The following is a 17,085-nucleotide window of genomic DNA, read 5'->3' on the forward strand; positions in this document are numbered from 1 at the left end:
GAGTGCACCAGAATGGGAGAATGGTCAAGACCATGGACGACAAGTCCGGCGTCAGCACGCCGACCCGCAGCTACGGGGGTGTGGCCGCCGACGAACGACGGGCCCAGCGGCGCACCGCCCTCCTCGATGCCGCCCTGGATCTGCTCGCCGAGGAAGGCGCGGCCGGTGTCACCAAACGGGCGGTGTGTGCGCGCGCCCATCTCAACGACCGCTACTTCTACGAACTCTTCGCCGATCGCGACGCGTTGCTCGCGGCCCTGGCGGAAGATCTGACCGCGCAGGGCATCGACAGCGTGGTGGCCGCGACCCGCTCGGCCGCACCCGATCTCCATCAGCAGGTGCGTGCGGCGGCCGACGCCGCCCTGAGCTTTCTCGCCGCGGATCCGCGACGGAATGCGTTGCTGCTCAACGCGAATACCGCGGAGGTGCTCCAGTCCGCGCGCCTGACCACCCAGCACGCGATCGCCGGCGCGATGGCCGCGGTGACCCGCGAGATCCACCCGACGTCGCAGCGCGCGGCCCGCGACGTCGACATGATCGCCTACACCCTGGTCAGCGGAAATCTCGAACTCGTCGCCGCGTGGATGCGCGGGGAGTTCGAGGCCGATCGCGACCACCTCACCGAGCTGATCACCGGACTGCTTCTCGCGGGAACCACGCACTGAGGGACACGCTGATTCGCACCGCACCGAGTGTGAATGCGACAGGTTCGCCCAACTCGCGCCAGCGATTTCGAGCGTCGAGAACGTCAGTATCAGCCCGCCAGGGTGAAGTCGGAAGTCTTCCGTCACACCCTCACCGATTTCCTCTGGACCTCGCGCGTTCCCCCGGCGGCCGGGCGGTCGCCGCGCCGCAACGGCCGATCCCCCGTCCGGCGCCGAACGCTGTGAATGGTCCACCGGCGCACGATCACCGCCACTCTGCCTCGTGGCCGTAATGGTATGTGTCCGAAGCGTATTCCTTCTGTACACCCGTCATGGCTGGGATAGGAGACTCGGTTTCGGGACCCTTGATTCAGGGTCGCTGCCGGACGGATACGACCGTTTCGTCCGAGTAACTCCGGTGGCGCGATTGCGGAAGGTCGTGAGACATGAGACGGGAGCCGACAGCCCTGGGGTATGTGAACGACGATGTGACGGCCGCCGTCGGCTGGGATGAGGCACAGTGTCGCAGACTCGCGCGCCGGCTCGGGTATCAGTTGATCTGGGTGCCGGGGTACTGCGTCCTCGGCTTGGTCGAGACGGTGCGTGGGGCCGACGTGGACGCGGTGATCGTGCCGTCGAGTGCGCATCTGGACGAGTTGACCCTCGACCGGTTGATGCACTGCTGCGACGTGGAAACGGTCGCGCCTCGCCGGACCTATGCCCGGTATTTCGGTGGGAGGCACGGATGCCCAGCGTGACGCCCTTGGCGCTGCTCGACTACGCGGTGTTGGGCGCGGTGAACGCGGCAGGCACCGCCGCGTCCGTCGACAGCCTGGCCGCCATGGTTGCCGCACCCGAACGGGGACCCGGTCTCTATCTGAGCCCGGAATCGGTGTGCCGCATCGTGACTCGGTTGCGGGCGCGCGGGTTGGTCGAGGACTGCACAGACGGCGGCTGGCGGCTGACTCACCGGGGGCGCGTGTTGTGGGCGACGAAGGGCGAGCGTTTCACGCTGTGAACCAAGAGCTTTCGCCTGGCTACGGAGCGCTTCGGTGCCGATGATTTCCAGGGCCGCGTCGATCCGGTCGTGGAGTTCGGCCGCGCGCGCCGCCAATCTGCCCGGCGCGCACGGCGGTCGAACTCATGCAAGGTCTCGCACGGCTGTGCGGGATGGCCGGCCACTATCGGATAGCTCCCCCGAGATTGCCGCTGAACCCGCACTTCGGGCCGGTGCACCCGAGGGCACCACCGATTCCGGCACCGGCACCGCCACCGCCGCCCACGACAGCACCACCACTCAACCCGCAGTTCGGGCCAGAGCAGCCCAGGCTGCCACCGACACCGGCACCGCCCCCTGCGGAGCCCCCAGGCTGCCACCGACACCGGCACCGCCCCCTGCGGAGCCCCCGAGACTGCCGCTCAACCCGCAGTTCGGGCCCGAGCACCCCAGGCCGCCGGAGAGTCCAAGGGACTGGGCGGAGGCCACGGACCCGCCGCCGATACATACCGCAGCCGCAACCACCACCGCGCCGATCCATCGTGTACACGTACTCATGTCGAACTCCTTACGTTGAAAACCATGTATGAGGCCAATCGAGTCGGCAAACGTGCTCGTTACCCGGAATTTCTCCGAGAAAACTGCTCTGAACTGTGAGTATTCCGAGACCTCACGCTGATCTTCAGCTGTCCGGAACCATTGAGCAAACACCCGCTTTGGTGGGATGTACTCCAGGGTCCGGCGACTTCCCGCTGGTCGGGGACACGTCAGACCGGGGTCGTTCAGGGCTCGGCGGTGAGGCGGCGTACGCGACCGTTCAGGTAGCGCTGTTCGGGAACGCTCGTCGCCAGTTGTGCTGCCCTGCAATAGCTGTCGATCGCGGCGGGACCGTTGCCCAGCATCTCGAGGAGGTGGGCGCGGACCGCGTGGGTGCGGTGGTGGCGGCGCATCGACGGGTTGTCGAGCAGGGGTGCGAGGAGGTCCAGGCCTTGTTGGGGCCCGAACGCCATGCCTACGGCGACAGCGCGGTTCAGGGTCACCATGGGGCCGGGGGCCACGCGGTCGAGCATCGCGTAGAGGATGCTGATCTGGGGCCAGTCCGTGTCTTCCCAGGTGGGGGACTCGGCGTGCACCGCGGCGATCGCCGCTTGCAACTGGAACCGGCCGACGTGGCCGCGCGGCAGTACCCGTTCCAGGATGCCGACACCTTCCGCGATCAGGGCGCGGTCCCACCGCGACCGGTCCTGTTCGGCGAGCGGCACGAGGTCGCCGTCGACGGTCCGGGTCGCCGCGCGAGCGTGGGTGAGCAGCATCAGGGCCAGCGCCCCGGACACCTCGTCGTGATCGGGTATCGCGCAATGCAATTGGCGGGTGAGCCGGATCGCCTCCTCGGTCAGCGACCAATCCGTCAGGGCGCCACCGGTGGAGCGGGTGTGGCCCTCGGTGAACAGCAGATGGCACACATCGAGGACCGCGGCGACGCGATCGGGCAGTTCGGTTCGGTTCGGCAGCTCGAACACCGCGCCGGTCGAGCGCAGGGTGGAGCGTGCACGGGTCAGGCGCTGGGTCATGGTGCGCGGCGGAACGAGGTAGGCCGCGGCGATCTCGGCGGTGCCCAGGCCGCACACGGCGTGCAGGGTCAGGGCCACCTGCGAGGGGCGGCTCAGGCTCGGGTGGCAGCACAGCACGAGCATGCGCAGCATGTCGTCATCGTCGGTGGCCGGCTGGTCCGCCGCGGGCGAGGTGTGCGCGTCACTCGGCTGTGCGACGGCGACCGCTTCCTCCCGTCCCGCCCGGGCGCGGTCGGCCCGCATCCGGTCGATCAGGCGGCGCGACGCGACGGTGATGAGCCAGCCGCGCGGATCCGCGGGAACCCCGTCTCGATCCCACTGGATCGTTGCCGCCTCCGCCGCTTCCTGGGCCGCGTCCTCGCAGTCGCCGAAGTCGCCGTGCCTGCGCAGCAGAGCGGCCAGGACGTGCGGCGACTCACGCCGCCACACGTCCTGCACCACCCGGTCACTCACTGGTCGTCGCCACCCGGCCACATCGCGGGCCGCAACTCGACCGTCTCGCCGGGGCCGGCGAACTGCGCGGCGATCTCCTCCGCGCGCGCATGGTTCTCGACGTCGATCAGGAACAGTCCCGCCAGATGCTCCTTGGACTCCGAATACGGTCCGTCGGTCACCAGCGGCTTGCCGTCGCTCCACCGGTACAGCCGCGACGATTCGGGCGCCCCGAGCGCCTCGCCCGTCACCAGCTCGCCCTTCTCCTGCATCTCGCCGAGCAGCTTCTCGAAATCGGAGTTCACTCGGTCCCGGTCCGCCTGCGACATCTCCCGGTACTCGGGCAGGAAGTCGCTCGTCGGATGACCCCACGGCTGCGGGTTGGAGTGAATCAGGATCACGTACTTCATCACGGCTCCTTCGCCATCGCGGATGCGCCCGACCGACCCATCCTCACCTGAAACGTCGGAGCCGACACCCGGATGTCGACATCGGGGTGTCGGGAATCGCGAACCTGCTCTGAGCCGGCCACGGAGGCGCGGCCGGATTGATGACCGTGACATGCCTGTCGGAAGGGTGCCCAGGCAGACCTTGCTCTGCTGTACGAGCACCATCCGTCAGCGGTGCCGGTGCGCCCACCGATCTGCTCGGGCTAGACCGCCGGATCGGGGCGCAGGCGGGCGGCCGCCAGCTCCCGGAGGTCGGCGGTCTTGATCTTGGCGCTGCCAGTTAATTCGAAGTCGGTGTCGGCGAAGAACAGGACCTCGCGGGGGACCTTGTAGCTGGCCAGGTGTTCACGGAGGAACGTGCGGAGGGTTTCGGGGTCGGGGGTGTGGCCGGCGTGGGGGACCACGCAGGCGACGACGATCTCGCCGAGGGTTTCGTGTGGAATGCCCACCGTGCGGGCTACTTTCACCTCGGGGTGGGTGGTCAGGGCCTCGTCTATCTCCAGGGGAGAGACGTTCGCGCCGCCGGTCTTGATGATGTCGGTCAGGCGGCCCTCCCAGTGCAGGCGGCCGGACTCGTCCAGGTAGCCGCCGTCACCGGTGCGGAAGAAACCTTCGGCGTCGAGGGTCTCGTCCAGGGGAGTGCCGAGGTAGCCGAGCATCAGGGTCGGGCCCTTGATGCCTATCTCGCCGCTCTCGCCGCGGGGGAGGAGCTCGCCGGTCAGCGGGTTCACGATCTTCACGGTCACGCCGGGGAGGGGCTCGCCGCTGCTGCCAGCGATCACGTCCTCGGGGGTGTTCGCGGGGAAACACGTTGTGATCGTGAAGGTTTCGGTGCTGCCGTAGGCGTGGCCGGGTTCGGTGTAGGTCGTGGTGACCGTGGGATGGGTGGCCGCGGGCAGCGAGCGGTCCACGAAGCGCAGGGCGCTCAGGTCCGTGGTGGACCAGGTGGGGGCCGATTCGAGCTGAGCCCACTGGTGGGGCCAGGCCACGGGGAAGTTCACGCGCTCGGACTGCATCAGCTCGAGCGCCTCCTCCGCGTCGAAAGTCGGTTGCAGGACCAGGGACCCGCCCGCGGCCAGGGTCGCGCCCAGCGCCATGCCGAAGTTGCCGGACCAGAAGAACCCGTTGGCCGTCCAGCAGCGCACCGCGTCGTCCGGGCCGAAGCCGTACATGCGGCGGAAGCGCCACATCTGCACGGCCACACCGCGATGCGCGCTGCGGATGCCTTTCGGCTTGCTGGTGGTGCCCGAGGAGAAGAAGACCACCGCGGTGTCGCTCGGCGTCACCGCGGCGGCCGTCGCCTCGACCAGTTCGGCAGGTTCGGACCAGCCGCGCGCCAGGAACCCGGCCCAGCCCTCGATGACACCGCCCCGGACCGGCTCACCGATCATCGAAAGATGGCGCAGAAAGGGATATTTCGCCGAGCGCAGCCCGCCCGGCGTCGAGAAGCCGATCGCGGGTTCGAGGTCGGTCAGCACCGTGGCGAAATCCCGTTTGGCCACCGACCGCTCGAACAGCAGCACCGACACCCCGGACACCCGGAGCAGATGATCCAGCTCGGCCGGCGTGGAGAAGGTGCTCAGCGTGACCGCCACCCCGCCCGCCATCCCGATCCCGAAGACCGCGGCCAGCCACTCGGGCCGGTTGGTCATGAGCACCCCGACCCGGCTGTCCTTGCCGACCCCGCACGAGCGCAACGCTCGGGCGACCATGAGGGCGCGCTCGCGCAGGTCGGTGTAGGTCCAGCGCGTCACCTCTCCGGCGGACCGGAAGACCAAAGCCTCACGGTCGCCGTACTTCTCGGCCACCTCGTCGAGAAATCCGGGCAGCGTCAGCGCGCCCAGACCCGGTTCCTCGGACAGGGGCGGTCCCGTCGCGATGGCCGGCCGGGTGGTCACATCATGGGTCTGGGTGCTCATGGCGATCCGTTCGATCAGTACGGCAGTTCGACCTCGGCGGTGCAGTCCACCAGCACCCCGTTGTCCTGATTGGTGAGCCGGACCCGGACCTGCACCAGCGGCACGCCCCAGACCGAAGCCGGTTCCTTGCCGATGACCTCGGCGTCGAAGTAGGTCACATCGCCTTCGAAAGCGGGCAGCCGGAAATCGGCCTTGGTGTGCCGCACCATGCCGTCGTGCCCGGCCCAGTAGGAGAGGTAGTCGGTGCACCACGCGCCCATGGTCGCGCCGTAGCCGTAGGCGCGCGCCATGCCGACCTCGTCGGCCTTGTCACCGTCGATGTGCCCGCGCGAGGGCCCGACGTACAGGCCGTCGCGTTTACGCGGGTCGATCCGCGCGCCCTCCTCGTCGAACCCGAAGCCCTCGGTCCAGCCCGGATCCTGGTTGATCCACGGATCGGCCACCCCGGCGGGCGCGGTCCAGTGGAAGGTGCCCCAGATGTTGAACAGGAAGGCGCGGTACTCGGTGGTGAACGAGGCGATGCTGTGCGGCCCGATCACCCGGCGCGGCAGCGTATCGCCGACCTTCACCTCGTCGAAATGCGGTGAGACACCGGCGCGATTGGACATCAGCCAGTCGTGCCGCAGCTGCTCGACCTCGAGCAGTTCGGCGGTGGTCCACTTCTTCAGCTCGCCGTACTGGTTGTTGTAGAAGCCGCGCTTGCGCGCCTCCTCGGCCAGATACCGCACGGCCGTGGATCGTTCGCGCGCCACCAGCACCCCGTGCTGATTGGTGTGCACGGTGTCACCGCGCGAGAGCATGGTGGGACCGGCGAACTTCGACTCCACGATCTTGTAGTCGTGAAAACGCCGTTCCTGCAACAGCTTGTCGCCGGGCCGGATCGGGCAGCCGTAGAACCACCACTCCTCGCCGCCGAAGATCAGGTGACTGCCGGGGATCCGCCCGACGCAGGCGGGCTGGGCGCCGTGCCCGTAATCGAGTGCGACGGCGATCGATTGGGGCGCCACGATCCCGCCGAACCGCGTCTCGCGGGCGTACTCCTCGTCCCAGTGCAGGGGATTGGCGTAATCCATCGCCATCACCCAGCGCCGGATGTCGGAGGAGCTGCACGGATCCCACAGCTGCCCGCCGCCGACCGGCTTACCGACCCGATGGTCGACATCGGAAAGGTCCAGGGTCACCGCGGATTCCACGGTCTTCGCGCTCGCGGCCTTCTTCGCCGCACCGTTCTTCTTGGCCGCCGCGGCCTTCTTCGTCGCGGTCGCTTTCTCGCTCATCGCCGCTCCTGTTCAGCCGTTGACGTCGACGACCAGGCGACCGCGCACGGTCCCGTCGATCAGGGTGCCCGCGGCCTCGATGGCCGCGCCGAGGGTGATGTCCCGGGCGATGGCGTCGATCGCGCCGGCGTCCAGGTCGCGGGCCAGTCGCGCCCAGGCGTCGAGGCGGCGCTGCTTGGGCGCCATGACGCTGTCCACGCCGAGCAGCGCGACCCCGCGCAGAATGAGCGGCGCGACCGAGCCCGGCAGGTCCATGCCCTGGGCCAGACCGCACGCGGCGACCGCGCCGCCGTAGCGGGTCTGGGCCGCGGCGTTGACCAGCGCGTGGCTGCCGAGCGTGTCCACCACGCCCGCCCAGCGCTCCTTCTGCAGCGGCTTGCCGGGCGCGGTCAGCTCGGCCCGGTCGATGATCGTGCTCGCGCCCAGGCCCTTCAGATACGCGGCCTCGCCGGGCTTTCCGGTCGCGGCGGCCACGCCGTATCCCGCCTTGGTCAGCAGGGCGATGGCGACGCTGCCGACGCCGCCGGTCGCACCGGTCACCAGCACCTCGCCCTGATCGGGAGTGATGCCGTGCGCGAGGAGCGCGTCCACGCACAGGCTCGCGGTGTATCCGGCGGTGCCGATAGCCATCGCCTGGCGGGAGGTGAATTCGGCCGGGCGCGGCACCAGCCAGTCGCCGTTCAGCCTGGCCTGCTGGGCGAGTCCGCCCCAGTGGGTTTCGCCGACACCCCAGCCGTTGAGTACGACGGCGTCGCCGACGGACCAGTCCGCGTGCTCGCTCGCAGTGACCACACCCGCCAGGTCGATGCCCGGGACCATGGGGAACTTGCGCACGACCGGCGACTTTCCGGTAATGGCCAGGGCGTCTTTGTAATTGAGCGTGGAGTAGTCCACGGTCACGGTGACGTCACCCGCGGGGAGCGCGGTGTCGTCCAGTTCGGTCAGCGCGACCTTCGGGCCCGCGTCGCCCTTCTCGATGAGGATTGCCGAGAACATTCGGAGCGATTCCTTTCCGGCCCGGAGCGCGAGCCGACGCGTGCACAATCGGAGAATAGCATTCTCCAATATTGGAACGGATGTTTCCACGCACCTGTGACGCTGTCAACAGATTGTGGTCGGAATGGGTAGAAAGAGTTGAAAAAGCTTGGGGGACAGTCGTACTCAGTGCGCTGTCCAGCCGCCGTCCACGACGATCGTCTGCCCGGTCACATAGCGCGCGGCATCACCGGCGAGCCAGGCGATCGCGCCGACGAGATCCTGGGCGGTGCCTTCGGCGGGCAGCGGGATATTGCGCCGCAGGTACGCCGCCCCGCGCTCGCTGTCGTAGAGGCTGTCGGTGATCTCGCTGCGGAAGAACCCGGGCGCCACGGTGTTCACCCGGATCGAATGCCGCGCCCACTGCACCGCCAATTCGGCGGTCAGGCCCGACAGTCCGGCCTTGCTCGCGGCGTAGGACGCCTGCGGGATGCCGGGCACGCCGACCCGGCCGCTGATCGAGGACACGTGCACGATCGCCCCGCGCCCCACGGTTCGCATGTGCGGGAACACCGCCTGCGAGAGGCGCAGCGGCGCGACGAGATTCAAGTCCAGGGTGCGATGGATGTCCGCGAGGGACTCGTCCTCCGCGCGCTCGGTGGTGAAGAGGTTCCCCGCAGCGTTGATCAGGATCTCCGGCGGGCCGAGGGCGCCGAGCACGGCCGGGACCACCGCGTCCACCTCGGTCGAGACGGCGAGATCCGCCGCGACGGCCACCCCGTCCAGTTCGGCCGCCAGGTCGGCGAGCCGGTCCTTGCGCCGCGCGACCAGCGCCACGCGCGCACCCAGACCCGTGAGCGTGCGGGCCACTTCGGCGCCGAGCCCCGAGGACGCGCCGGTCACGATGGCGACCCGCCCGGCCAGGTCGAACAGGCGCAGGGCGGGCGGTATCGGAGTCGGATCGGTCATGGCTCAGCCCTCCGTGACAGCCGGGGTCTCGGTCACCAACTCGGTGAGTCGGGTGCGTTCGATCTTGCCCATGGCGTTGACCGGGAGCGCTGGTACCACTCGCCAGATCTCGGGCACCTTGTAGCCCGCCAGCTCGCGTCGGCACAGGGCGGCAAGTGACTCCATATCCACTGTCTCCGAAGCGCTTTCGATGACCGCAGCGACCCGGTGCCCGAGTCGTTCGTCCGGCACCGCGCAGACCGCCGCCTTGGTGACGTCCGGGTGGGTGGCCAGGACCCGCTCCACCTCCAGGGGATAGACGTTCGCGCCGCCGCGGATGATGACCATCTTCTTGCGGTCCAGCACCCGCAGCCAGCCCGCCTCGTCCACGGTCCCGATATCGCCGGTGGGGAACGAGCCGGGTTCGATCGGACGCACCCGCCCCGCCTCCCAATACCCCAGCAGTGGCCGCCAGTCCCGGGCCCACGCGCCGGATTCGGCCGCGTTCAAGCGCAATTCGCCCAGCTCGCCGGGTGGGAGCTGGCGGCCGGAGTCGTCGTAGGCGGCGACCTCGTACTGCGGCAGCACCCGCCCGCTCGTCCCCGGCCGCCACTCCGTTCCCGGCGGGTCGATGGCCACCACCGTCGGCGCCTCGGACAGCCCGTAGGTAGCCCGCACCGAAATGCCGTGCGCGGCGGCGAAATCCCTGCGCACCTGGTCGGGGGTATCGCTGCCGCCGCTCCACACCTCGTGCAGCGAGCTCAGATCCGCGCCGGGGCGGCGGGCCAGGTCGTAGAGCTGCGCGGGCGCGCCGTTCCACACCGTCACCCGATGCTCGCGAATCCAGTCCGCGACACCGTCGACATCGCGGCGGTTCATGATGATCGAACAGCCGTGGGCCTGCGCGGTCAGCAGCGTGGACAGCACCATCATGTTGAGGATGGTCAGCGGGAAGCTGTCGCCCTTGCGCAGTTCGGGCCCCCAGCTCCGGTTGGCGACCAGCACCGCACCGGGCAGCAGCAGATTGCGCTGACTGTGCACGACCGCCTTGGGCCGCCCGGAAGTGCCGCTGGTGAAACCGATTCCGGCCGGTGCGTCGATATCGTGCTCGATCTCCGGCGGCGCGTCCGCCGCGTCGAGCAGCCGAGCCCAGCGGTCGGGATCGACACGACCGGCGGTGCTCAGCAGGCAGCGGGGGCTCGCCAGCACCACCGACGGCTCGCACTGGTCGTGCAGCCCACGCTGCTCGGACTCGCTCAGCGCCTCGCCGATGCCCAGCCAGATCGCGCCGATCCGTTGCGCGCCATGGAAAGCCGCGACGATGTCGAGGTCGTTGGGCAGGCACGCGGCGACCCGATCGCCGGGCCGAACGCCCAGCGACCACAGGGCCCCGGCGGCCCGGCGGGCGTGTTCGTCGAGTTCGGCGTACGTCCACGCACCGGACGCGGCCACGATCGCTGGGGCCTCGGGGCGCGAGGCGAGGGCCGAATCCAGCACTCCGGCAATGGTGAAACTGTCCACGACCTCTTTGATAGCACTATCCTTGCAAAGATTCATCAGATAGGCTCGCGAACGCTGATCAGCGGGGTGATTTCATGAGCCGGAACCGGCCGAAAGGCATGCCGATGCGACACAGGGGTCCTTTGACCGGCGTGCGAATCGTGGATCTGACCGCCATGGTCATGGGCCCGTACTGCACCCAGATCCTCGCCGACATGGGCGCGGACGTCATCAAGATCGAGCCGCCGGGCGGCGACGACACCCGCCGGATTTCGATCGGGCCCGAACCGGGCCTCGGCGGGGTGTTCGTGAACGTCAACCGGGGCAAACGCAGTGCGGTACTGGACCTGCGGACCGAGGACGGGTGCGCCACCCTGCGCGGCCTGATCGCCGAGGCCGACGTGTTCATCCACTCCATGCGCGCCGGGGCGATCGCCCGGCTCGGATTCGACTACACCGCGGTCGCAGCGCTCAATCCCGCCATCGTCTACACGAACTGCTACGGCTACGGCCGGCGCGGTCCCGACGCCGATCGCACCGCCTACGACGACACCATCCAGGCCGAGTGCGGCCTGCCGTTCGTGCAGGAAAAGCTCACCGGCACAACGGGTTACGTCGGCAGCATCATCGCCGACAAGATCGCCGGGCTGACCGCGGTGTACGCCACGATGATGGCGCTGTTCCATCGCGAGCGCACCGGCGAGGGCCAGGAGGTCGAGGTGCCCATGTTCGAGACCATGGCCGCGTTCATGCTCGTCGAACACGCCAACGGCGCCATGTTCGACCCGCCGCTCGCCGCAGCCGGCTACCCCCGCGCCGTGACCCCCGAGCGAAAGCCGTACCGCACCAAGGACGGCCACCTCTCGGCGCTGGTCTACAACGACAAGCAGTGGAACGCGTTCGTGACGGCCGTGCGACCGGCGTGGGCGGGGCCGCAGTACGCCACCCTCGCGCAGCGAGCGGCTCGGATCGATACCGTCTACGCCCTGCTCAGCGACACTTTCCTGGAGCGGACCACGGCCGAGTGGCTGGAACTGCTGCGCGCCCTGGACATTCCCGCCGCGCCCGTGCGCACCCTCGACGAACTGTTCGACAACGAGCACCTGACCGCCTCGGGCTTCTTCGAAACCGTGGACACCCCTTACGGGAAGGTGCGTTTCCCCGGACCACCAACGTGGTTCTCCCGCACACCCGGCGGGGTCGCCGGGCCGGCGCCCCGACTCGGCGCCGACACCGACGAGATCGTGCACGAGTTCGGCCCCGCCACGCCCGGCGGCGAACTCATCGACCATCTGGAGACGTAATGACCCACAGCGGCCGCCACGCGCGATCGTGGCTGTTCGCCCCCGGCGACAGCGAACGCAAGATGACCAAAGCCGCGGCGGGCCCGGCCGACATCGTGCTCATCGACCTCGAGGACGCCGTCGCCGAGAGCGCCAAACCCGCTGCCCGCCAAGGCACCGCGGAGTTCATCGCCGGACATCCCGATGCCGACCGCGGTCGGCTGTGGGTGCGGGTCAACCCCCTGGACGGACCGCACACCCTCGCCGACCTCGCCGCGGTCATGCCCGCGCGACCCGGCGGCATCATGGTGCCCAAGACCCGCGGCGGCGCCGACGCCGTGATCGTTGACCACTACCTGTCCGCGTTCGAGGCGGCCCACGGCATCGCACCGGGCAGCACCGAGATCATCGTGCTGTGCACCGAGACCGCCGAGGGCATGTTCACCACCGGAACCTACGGCGGGCTCCCGCGGCTGAGCGCGATGACCTGGGGCGCGGAGGATCTCGCGGACGCGGTCGGGGCGGCCTCGAACACCCGGCCCAGCGGTGGCTACGACTTCACCTACGAGCTCGCGCGCAGCCTGTGCCTGCTCGGCGCGGCCGCCGCCGGGGTGAGCGCGGTCGACACCATCCACGGGGACTTCCGCGACCTGGACGGCCTGCGGGATCGGGTGGCGAAGGTGCGCCGCGACGGCTATCGCGGCATGCTCGCCATCCACCCGGACCAGGTCGAGATCATCAACGCCGGATTCACGCCCACCGCGGCGGAATTGGCGCAGGCCCGGGAGATCGTGGACCTGTTCGCCGCCAACCCGGGAGTCGGCGCGATCGGCCACAACGGGGCGATGCTGGACCGGCCGTACCTGGCCCGGGCGCAGGCGCTGCTGGCCGCGGGCGGACGCGCGTGACCGTCATCTGCCCGCCCGGCGACCTGGATCTGACGCGGATACTGCGCCGCGGCGACCGCATCGTGGCCGGGCAGGCCTGCGGCGAGCCGAGCACCCTGCTGGAGGCTCTGCTCGAACAGGGCGAAAAGGTCGGTGAGCTCTCGCTTTTCATCGCGACCAGCTTCTCGGGGCTGCTGACGGGGGAGTCCGGCGCCTTCACCCTGTCGAGCATGGGGGCGATAGGCGCGCTGCGCACCGCGGCGCGCGCTCACCGGCTGCGGGTGATCCCGTGCCACGTGAGCCGTATCGGGCCGATGATCGAGGACCGAACCCTCGGATGCGACGTGGCGTTCGTCCAGGTGAGCCCGGCCGACGGCGAGGGCAGGCACAGCCTCGGGCTCATCGCCGATCACGTGCGCGCGGCCGTCGGTGCGGCGCGCACCGTGGTGGCCGAGGTCAACGATCAGGTGCCGTACACCTTCGGCGAGACGCTGCACGTCTCCGAAATCGACTACCTGGTACCGGTTTCGCGGCCGCCCGTCCAGGTTCCGGCCGGCGTCCCCGGCCCGGTGGACACCGCGATCGCCGCGCACGCCGCGCCCTACATCGGTGACGGCGCGGTACTGCAGGTCGGCATCGGCGCGGTGCCGGACGCGCTACTGGGACTGCTCGGCGACCGCACCGACCTCGGGGTGCATTCCGGCATGATCGGCGACGGGCTGGTGGACCTGGTCGAGGCCGGGGTTATCACCAACGCGCGCAAGAACATCGACACCGGCGTCTCGATCACCGGGGCCCTCATCGGCACCGAACGCCTGTATCGATTCGCCGATCGCAACCGGGCCCTGCGCCTGCGCCCGGCCGCCTACACGCACGACCCCGCGGTGCTGGGCCGGCTCGACAACCTGGTGACGCTCAACTCCGCGCTCGAGGTCGATCTCACCGGCCAGGTGAACGCCGAACAGAGCGGCGAGTCGTACCTGGGCGGCACCGGGGGACAGGTCGACTTCGTGCGCGCGGGAGCACGTTCCCCCGGCGGGCACGCGCTCATCGCCCTGCCCGCGACCGCCAAGGGCGGCACGCTGAGCCGGATCACCGCCGCCCTGTCGGGCCCGGTCACCACCGCGCGCACCGACGTCGATGTCATCGTCACCGAATTCGGCGCGGCCGAACTGCGCGGGCGCACGCTGGCCGAACGCGCCCGCCGCCTGATCGAGATCGCGCATCCGGATTTTCGCGAGCAGCTGGCGCGCACCGCACACGATATCGAGCGAAGAGGGTACTGATGGACGAAACAACGAGTGACGCGGTGCTTTTCGAGGCCCGCGCGGACGGCATCGCCATCATCACCCTGAATCGGCCCGAGACCCGTAATTGCCTGTCGAAAGACGTGCGGGCGGGCCTGTTCGCGGCCTGGGATCGGTTCGAGCACGACCCGGCGCTGCGGATCGCCATTCTGACCGGTGCGGGGACGCAGGCGTTCTGCGCGGGCGGGGATCTCAAGGAAATGGTGGATACCGCCATGACCGTGCCGCCGCGTGAGATGTTTCCCGTGCCCTACGACACCGTCGAATTGTCGAAACCAACGATCGCCGCGGTCAACGGCGTCGCGTACGCGGGCGGCTGGATGCTCGCGCAATCCTGCGATCTGTGCGTGGCCGCCAGCACCGCGCGATTCGCGGTGACCGAGGTCAAGGTGGGCCGCAGTTCGCCGTGGGCGGCGCCGCTGATCCACATGATTCCGCAGCGGGTGATGATGGAGATCCTGTTGACGGGCAAACCCATCGACGCCGCGCGCGCGTACGAGATCGGCCTGATCAATCGGATCGCCGACCCCGAGGCGCTCCTGCCCGCGGCGATCGAACTGGCCACCGAGATTCTTGCCGGATCTCCCCACTCGGTACGGGCCGCCAGGGATACAGTGATGCTCGCGACCGAAATGGGACGGTCCGCCGCGCTGCAGGCCGCCCGGTTCGCGGCGGTGAGCTGCTATGAGAGCGCCGACGCGCAAGAAGGTCCGAAAGCTTTCGCGCAGAAGCGAATTCCGCGATGGCAGGGTCGATGAACCCGCTCCGGATCTTTCCGCCGGAACAACAGTTAGCTCCACTGTTGACCTATCGGGAAAGCGCGTGTTAACTATCTCACAGCACGTGGAACCGAGCGGTTGTTCGGTTTCCGACCATGTGTGGAACACGGTGCTAACAGCCCTGGCCCGAATTCCGCGAGGAGATCTTCCGTGTCCGAGTTCGATGTGACGTCCGGCGCCGATCTGCGATGGCGACGCGCGGCACCACGGAATTTCGCCGCGGTAGACCATCCGTCGGGTCAGGTTCTACTCGTCAACGGGATGGACATTCATGACTGCTCGATACCTCGACACCCTGGACACGCCTGAAGACCTCGACGCCGTCGCTGCGTCGTTCGCGCATGCCCGCCAGCACGAACTGAGGTACAAGGTGGCCGTGGGTGCGCGAAATCCCGCCGAGGTCGTGCGTTTCGCCGGCGGCTGGCTCTTCGATCGCGTGCACGCCGGATGGGATGTGACCGTGGTGGTCTCCGAACACGGCGACCCCCGCCCCCTGCAGATCCTGGGCGCGAACGTCCTGCACCTGGACGAATGCCTGGCCTGGGGCGCGTACGACCAGTGGCCGCACCTGCTGGTCCTGGACACCGCGCTGTTCGCCGCCGACCCGCGGGTGGCCTCGATCGTCATGGGTACCGTGGATTCCGGTCGCTCGGACGTCATGCTCTGGGGAGAGGTCGTGCCCGACGAGCTGAGCCGCCGTATGGGCTCGGTGAATCACCGATTGAGTTCGGCGGCAAAGGCTTTCAAGGCCCGCGCCTGTGCGGCCGCCGCCGTGCCGGCGGGCTCGGCCGAGCAGGAGGAGGTCTTCCGGATCGCCGCCTGGCCGGTGCTGGAGTTCCCGCGCGCCGACATCGGGCGCACGGGATAGCCCCGGCGGTCCTCAGCGGCCGCGCCGCACCTCGTTGAACGGCACGTCCCGGTCGGCGGCGAACTCGCGCGGCATGCCCAGGACCCGTTCGCCGATCACGTTGCGCGCCATCTCGGTACTGCCGCCGGCCAGACTCCACGCGGCGCGGAAGAGATAGTCGGTGGCGACGCGTTCGGTGTCGGCCGCGTCGCCGGGGCCGTGGGTGGCCACCGCCGCGCCCGCGATCCGCACCGCCAGATCGTTCTGCAGCCAGGCGTTCTCGGCGGTGAACAGCCGGGCCAGCGCTCCCGCCGCGGGCGGGAGCGCCCCGGTGCCGATCGCGTGCCCGACGTGGTCGATGAGCTGATCGCGCACCACGTTCATCGCCCGCGCCTCACCGATGTCCTCCCGGACCCGGAAGTCGTCGAGTTGCCCGGTGGCCCGCGCCAATTCGAGCAGCACGGAGGCTTCGCCGCCCAGATGCGGACGCGCGCCGCTGGTGTAGGGCGAGGTGCCGCCGAGCGCGGCCCGCTCGTGGAACAGCAACCGGGAGGCGGCATCCCAGCCGCCGTCCACCTGTCCCAGCACCGCGTCCGCGCCGAGCTCGACGTCGTCGAAGAACTCCTGGCAGAACTCGGTCGAGCCGGTCACCTGCTTGATGCGCTGCACGGTCACCCCGGCCGCGCGCACCGGCACCAGGAACATCGTCAGCCCGCGGTGTTTGGGCACGTCCCAATTGGTGCGGGCCAGGCACAGGCCGTAGTCGGCGGCGTACGCGCCCGAGCTCCAGATCTTGGAGCCGTTGAGCAGCCACCGTTCGCCGTCGAGATCGGCGCGCGTGGTCAGGCCCGCCAGATCCGAGCCGCCGTTCGGTTCGGACAGGAACTGCGCGAGAACGGTATCCCCGCGCAGCACCGCGGGCAGGTGCGTGCGCTTCTGTTCCTCGGTGCCCAGATCCAGCAGGGCCGCGGCGCAGATGGCCAGGCTCGGGACATTGAGCAGCAGCGGCATCGCGTAGGGCAGTGACTCCTCGGTGAAGGCGCGCTGGTGGGCGGCGGTCAGCCCCAGTCCGCCGTACGCGGCCGGGAATCCGATCCCCGCGAAACCGGCGTCGTGCAGCGCGCGCTGGAGCTGGCGGGCCTGCTCCCAGGCCGCCTCGCTGTAGTCCTCCTTGGCCTCGGGCGGGGGAGCCGGCGGCAGGTTCTCGCGCAGCCAGGCGCGGGCCCGTTCGCGGAAGGAATCGACGGATTCGGAGTCGGTGCTCATGACG

At 69.4% G+C, this 17,085-nt stretch carries 16 protein-coding genes; 8 read left to right on the top strand and 8 right to left on the bottom strand.

What is annotated here, in order from left to right:
• The first annotated feature begins 20 nt into the window (after positions 1-20).
• The 3 genes from ACWDOP_RS02135 to ACWDOP_RS02145 all read left to right on the top strand — a co-directional run bounded on the left by ACWDOP_RS02135 (position 21) and on the right by ACWDOP_RS02145 (position 1,662).
• Positions 21-665 (top strand): TetR family transcriptional regulator, encoded by a 645-nt coding sequence (locus tag ACWDOP_RS02135; protein WP_456343494.1) that lies wholly within the window; start codon positions 21-23, stop codon positions 663-665.
• A gap of 425 nt (positions 666-1,090) precedes the next feature.
• Positions 1,091-1,402 carry a hypothetical protein gene (locus ACWDOP_RS02140; protein WP_456343495.1) on the top strand — a complete coding sequence of 104 codons (312 nt, stop codon included), beginning with the start codon at positions 1,091-1,093 and terminating at the stop codon, positions 1,400-1,402.
• On the top strand, positions 1,390-1,662 hold the full coding sequence (locus ACWDOP_RS02145) for a hypothetical protein (RefSeq protein ID WP_456343496.1): 273 nt from the start codon (positions 1,390-1,392) through the stop codon (positions 1,660-1,662). The genes ACWDOP_RS02140 and ACWDOP_RS02145 overlap by 13 nt, the downstream gene beginning before the upstream one ends.
• Positions 1,663-2,423: 761 nt before the next feature.
• On the opposite strand, the gene ACWDOP_RS02150 is transcribed toward ACWDOP_RS02145, so the two are convergent.
• The 7 genes from ACWDOP_RS02150 to ACWDOP_RS02180 form a co-directional block, all read right to left on the bottom strand.
• The gene (locus ACWDOP_RS02150) at positions 2,424-3,665 is read right to left on the bottom strand and encodes an RNA polymerase sigma factor (protein WP_456343497.1); all 1,242 of its coding nucleotides are present in this window, start codon (positions 3,663-3,665) and stop codon (positions 2,424-2,426) included.
• A complete protein-coding gene (locus tag ACWDOP_RS02155; RefSeq protein WP_456343498.1) occupies positions 3,662-4,054 on the bottom strand; it encodes a YciI family protein in 393 nt (130 codons plus the stop codon). Before ACWDOP_RS02155 ends, ACWDOP_RS02150 begins: the two co-directional genes overlap by 4 nt.
• A 242-nt stretch (positions 4,055-4,296) precedes the next feature.
• Positions 4,297-6,012 (bottom strand): class I adenylate-forming enzyme family protein, encoded by a 1,716-nt coding sequence (locus tag ACWDOP_RS02160; protein WP_456343499.1) that lies wholly within the window; start codon positions 6,010-6,012, stop codon positions 4,297-4,299.
• 14 nt (positions 6,013-6,026) lie between these two features.
• On the bottom strand, positions 6,027-7,289 hold the full coding sequence (locus tag ACWDOP_RS02165; RefSeq protein ID WP_456343500.1) for a MaoC family dehydratase: 1,263 nt from the start codon (positions 7,287-7,289) through the stop codon (positions 6,027-6,029).
• A 12-nt stretch (positions 7,290-7,301) separates the two neighbouring features.
• Positions 7,302-8,285 (bottom strand): acrylyl-CoA reductase (NADPH), encoded by a 984-nt coding sequence (gene acuI, locus ACWDOP_RS02170; RefSeq protein ID WP_456343501.1) that lies wholly within the window; start codon positions 8,283-8,285, stop codon positions 7,302-7,304.
• Between the two features lie 165 nt (positions 8,286-8,450).
• Complete coding sequence (locus tag ACWDOP_RS02175) at positions 8,451-9,233, bottom strand: SDR family NAD(P)-dependent oxidoreductase (RefSeq protein ID WP_456343502.1); 783 nt, start codon at positions 9,231-9,233, stop codon at positions 8,451-8,453.
• Positions 9,234-9,236: 3 nt separating this feature from the next.
• Positions 9,237-10,733 carry a class I adenylate-forming enzyme family protein gene (locus tag ACWDOP_RS02180; RefSeq protein WP_456343503.1) on the bottom strand — a complete coding sequence of 499 codons (1,497 nt, stop codon included), beginning with the start codon at positions 10,731-10,733 and terminating at the stop codon, positions 9,237-9,239.
• A 104-nt stretch (positions 10,734-10,837) separates the two neighbouring features.
• Here ACWDOP_RS02180 and ACWDOP_RS02185 point away from each other — a divergent pair, with 104 nt between their 5' ends.
• The 5 genes from ACWDOP_RS02185 to ACWDOP_RS02205 all read left to right on the top strand — a co-directional run bounded on the left by ACWDOP_RS02185 (position 10,838) and on the right by ACWDOP_RS02205 (position 15,836).
• Positions 10,838-12,016 carry a CaiB/BaiF CoA transferase family protein gene (locus ACWDOP_RS02185; RefSeq protein WP_456343504.1) on the top strand — a complete coding sequence of 393 codons (1,179 nt, stop codon included), beginning with the start codon at positions 10,838-10,840 and terminating at the stop codon, positions 12,014-12,016.
• Positions 12,016-12,903, top strand: a complete 888-nt coding sequence (locus ACWDOP_RS02190) for an HpcH/HpaI aldolase/citrate lyase family protein (protein ID WP_456343505.1) — start codon at positions 12,016-12,018, stop codon at positions 12,901-12,903. The genes ACWDOP_RS02185 and ACWDOP_RS02190 overlap by 1 nt, the downstream gene beginning before the upstream one ends.
• Positions 12,900-14,168, top strand: coding sequence for an acetyl-CoA hydrolase/transferase family protein (locus ACWDOP_RS02195; protein WP_456343506.1), 1,269 nt, complete (start codon positions 12,900-12,902; stop codon positions 14,166-14,168). The genes ACWDOP_RS02190 and ACWDOP_RS02195 overlap by 4 nt, the downstream gene beginning before the upstream one ends.
• Entirely contained in the window at positions 14,168-14,947 is a 780-nt protein-coding gene (locus ACWDOP_RS02200; protein WP_456343507.1) for an enoyl-CoA hydratase/isomerase family protein, read from the top strand. The genes ACWDOP_RS02195 and ACWDOP_RS02200 overlap by 1 nt, the downstream gene beginning before the upstream one ends.
• Before the next feature lie 292 nt (positions 14,948-15,239).
• Positions 15,240-15,836 carry a hypothetical protein gene (locus ACWDOP_RS02205; RefSeq protein WP_456343508.1) on the top strand — a complete coding sequence of 199 codons (597 nt, stop codon included), beginning with the start codon at positions 15,240-15,242 and terminating at the stop codon, positions 15,834-15,836.
• Positions 15,837-15,848: 12 nt separating this feature from the next.
• Here ACWDOP_RS02205 and ACWDOP_RS02210 read toward each other — a convergent pair whose 3' ends face one another.
• The gene (locus tag ACWDOP_RS02210) at positions 15,849-17,081 is read right to left on the bottom strand and encodes an acyl-CoA dehydrogenase family protein (RefSeq protein ID WP_456343509.1); all 1,233 of its coding nucleotides are present in this window, start codon (positions 17,079-17,081) and stop codon (positions 15,849-15,851) included.
• Positions 17,082-17,085 lie beyond the last annotated feature (4 nt).

It is taken from the genome of Nocardia sp. NPDC003693, assembly GCF_053981095.1.

Excerpts from the sequence above, each read along its gene's own strand:
- ACWDOP_RS02140 (WP_456343495.1), top strand. The coding sequence starts at position 1,091 with ATGAGACGGGAGCCGACAGCCCTGGGGTATGTGAACGACGATGTGACG.
- ACWDOP_RS02175 (WP_456343502.1), bottom strand. The coding sequence starts at position 9,233 with ATGACCGATCCGACTCCGATACCGCCCGCCCTGCGCCTGTTCGACCTG.
- acuI (WP_456343501.1), bottom strand. The coding sequence starts at position 8,285 with ATGTTCTCGGCAATCCTCATCGAGAAGGGCGACGCGGGCCCGAAGGTC.
- ACWDOP_RS02145 (WP_456343496.1), top strand. The coding sequence starts at position 1,390 with ATGCCCAGCGTGACGCCCTTGGCGCTGCTCGACTACGCGGTGTTGGGC.
- ACWDOP_RS02210 (WP_456343509.1), bottom strand. The coding sequence starts at position 17,081 with ATGAGCACCGACTCCGAATCCGTCGATTCCTTCCGCGAACGGGCCCGC.
- ACWDOP_RS02200 (WP_456343507.1), top strand. The coding sequence starts at position 14,168 with ATGGACGAAACAACGAGTGACGCGGTGCTTTTCGAGGCCCGCGCGGAC.
- ACWDOP_RS02155 (WP_456343498.1), bottom strand. The coding sequence starts at position 4,054 with ATGAAGTACGTGATCCTGATTCACTCCAACCCGCAGCCGTGGGGTCAT.
- ACWDOP_RS02185 (WP_456343504.1), top strand. The coding sequence starts at position 10,838 with ATGCGACACAGGGGTCCTTTGACCGGCGTGCGAATCGTGGATCTGACC.
- ACWDOP_RS02165 (WP_456343500.1), bottom strand. The coding sequence starts at position 7,289 with ATGAGCGAGAAAGCGACCGCGACGAAGAAGGCCGCGGCGGCCAAGAAG.
- ACWDOP_RS02160 (WP_456343499.1), bottom strand. The coding sequence starts at position 6,012 with ATGAGCACCCAGACCCATGATGTGACCACCCGGCCGGCCATCGCGACG.
- ACWDOP_RS02190 (WP_456343505.1), top strand. The coding sequence starts at position 12,016 with ATGACCCACAGCGGCCGCCACGCGCGATCGTGGCTGTTCGCCCCCGGC.
- ACWDOP_RS02135 (WP_456343494.1), top strand. The coding sequence starts at position 21 with ATGGTCAAGACCATGGACGACAAGTCCGGCGTCAGCACGCCGACCCGC.
- ACWDOP_RS02205 (WP_456343508.1), top strand. The coding sequence starts at position 15,240 with ATGACTGCTCGATACCTCGACACCCTGGACACGCCTGAAGACCTCGAC.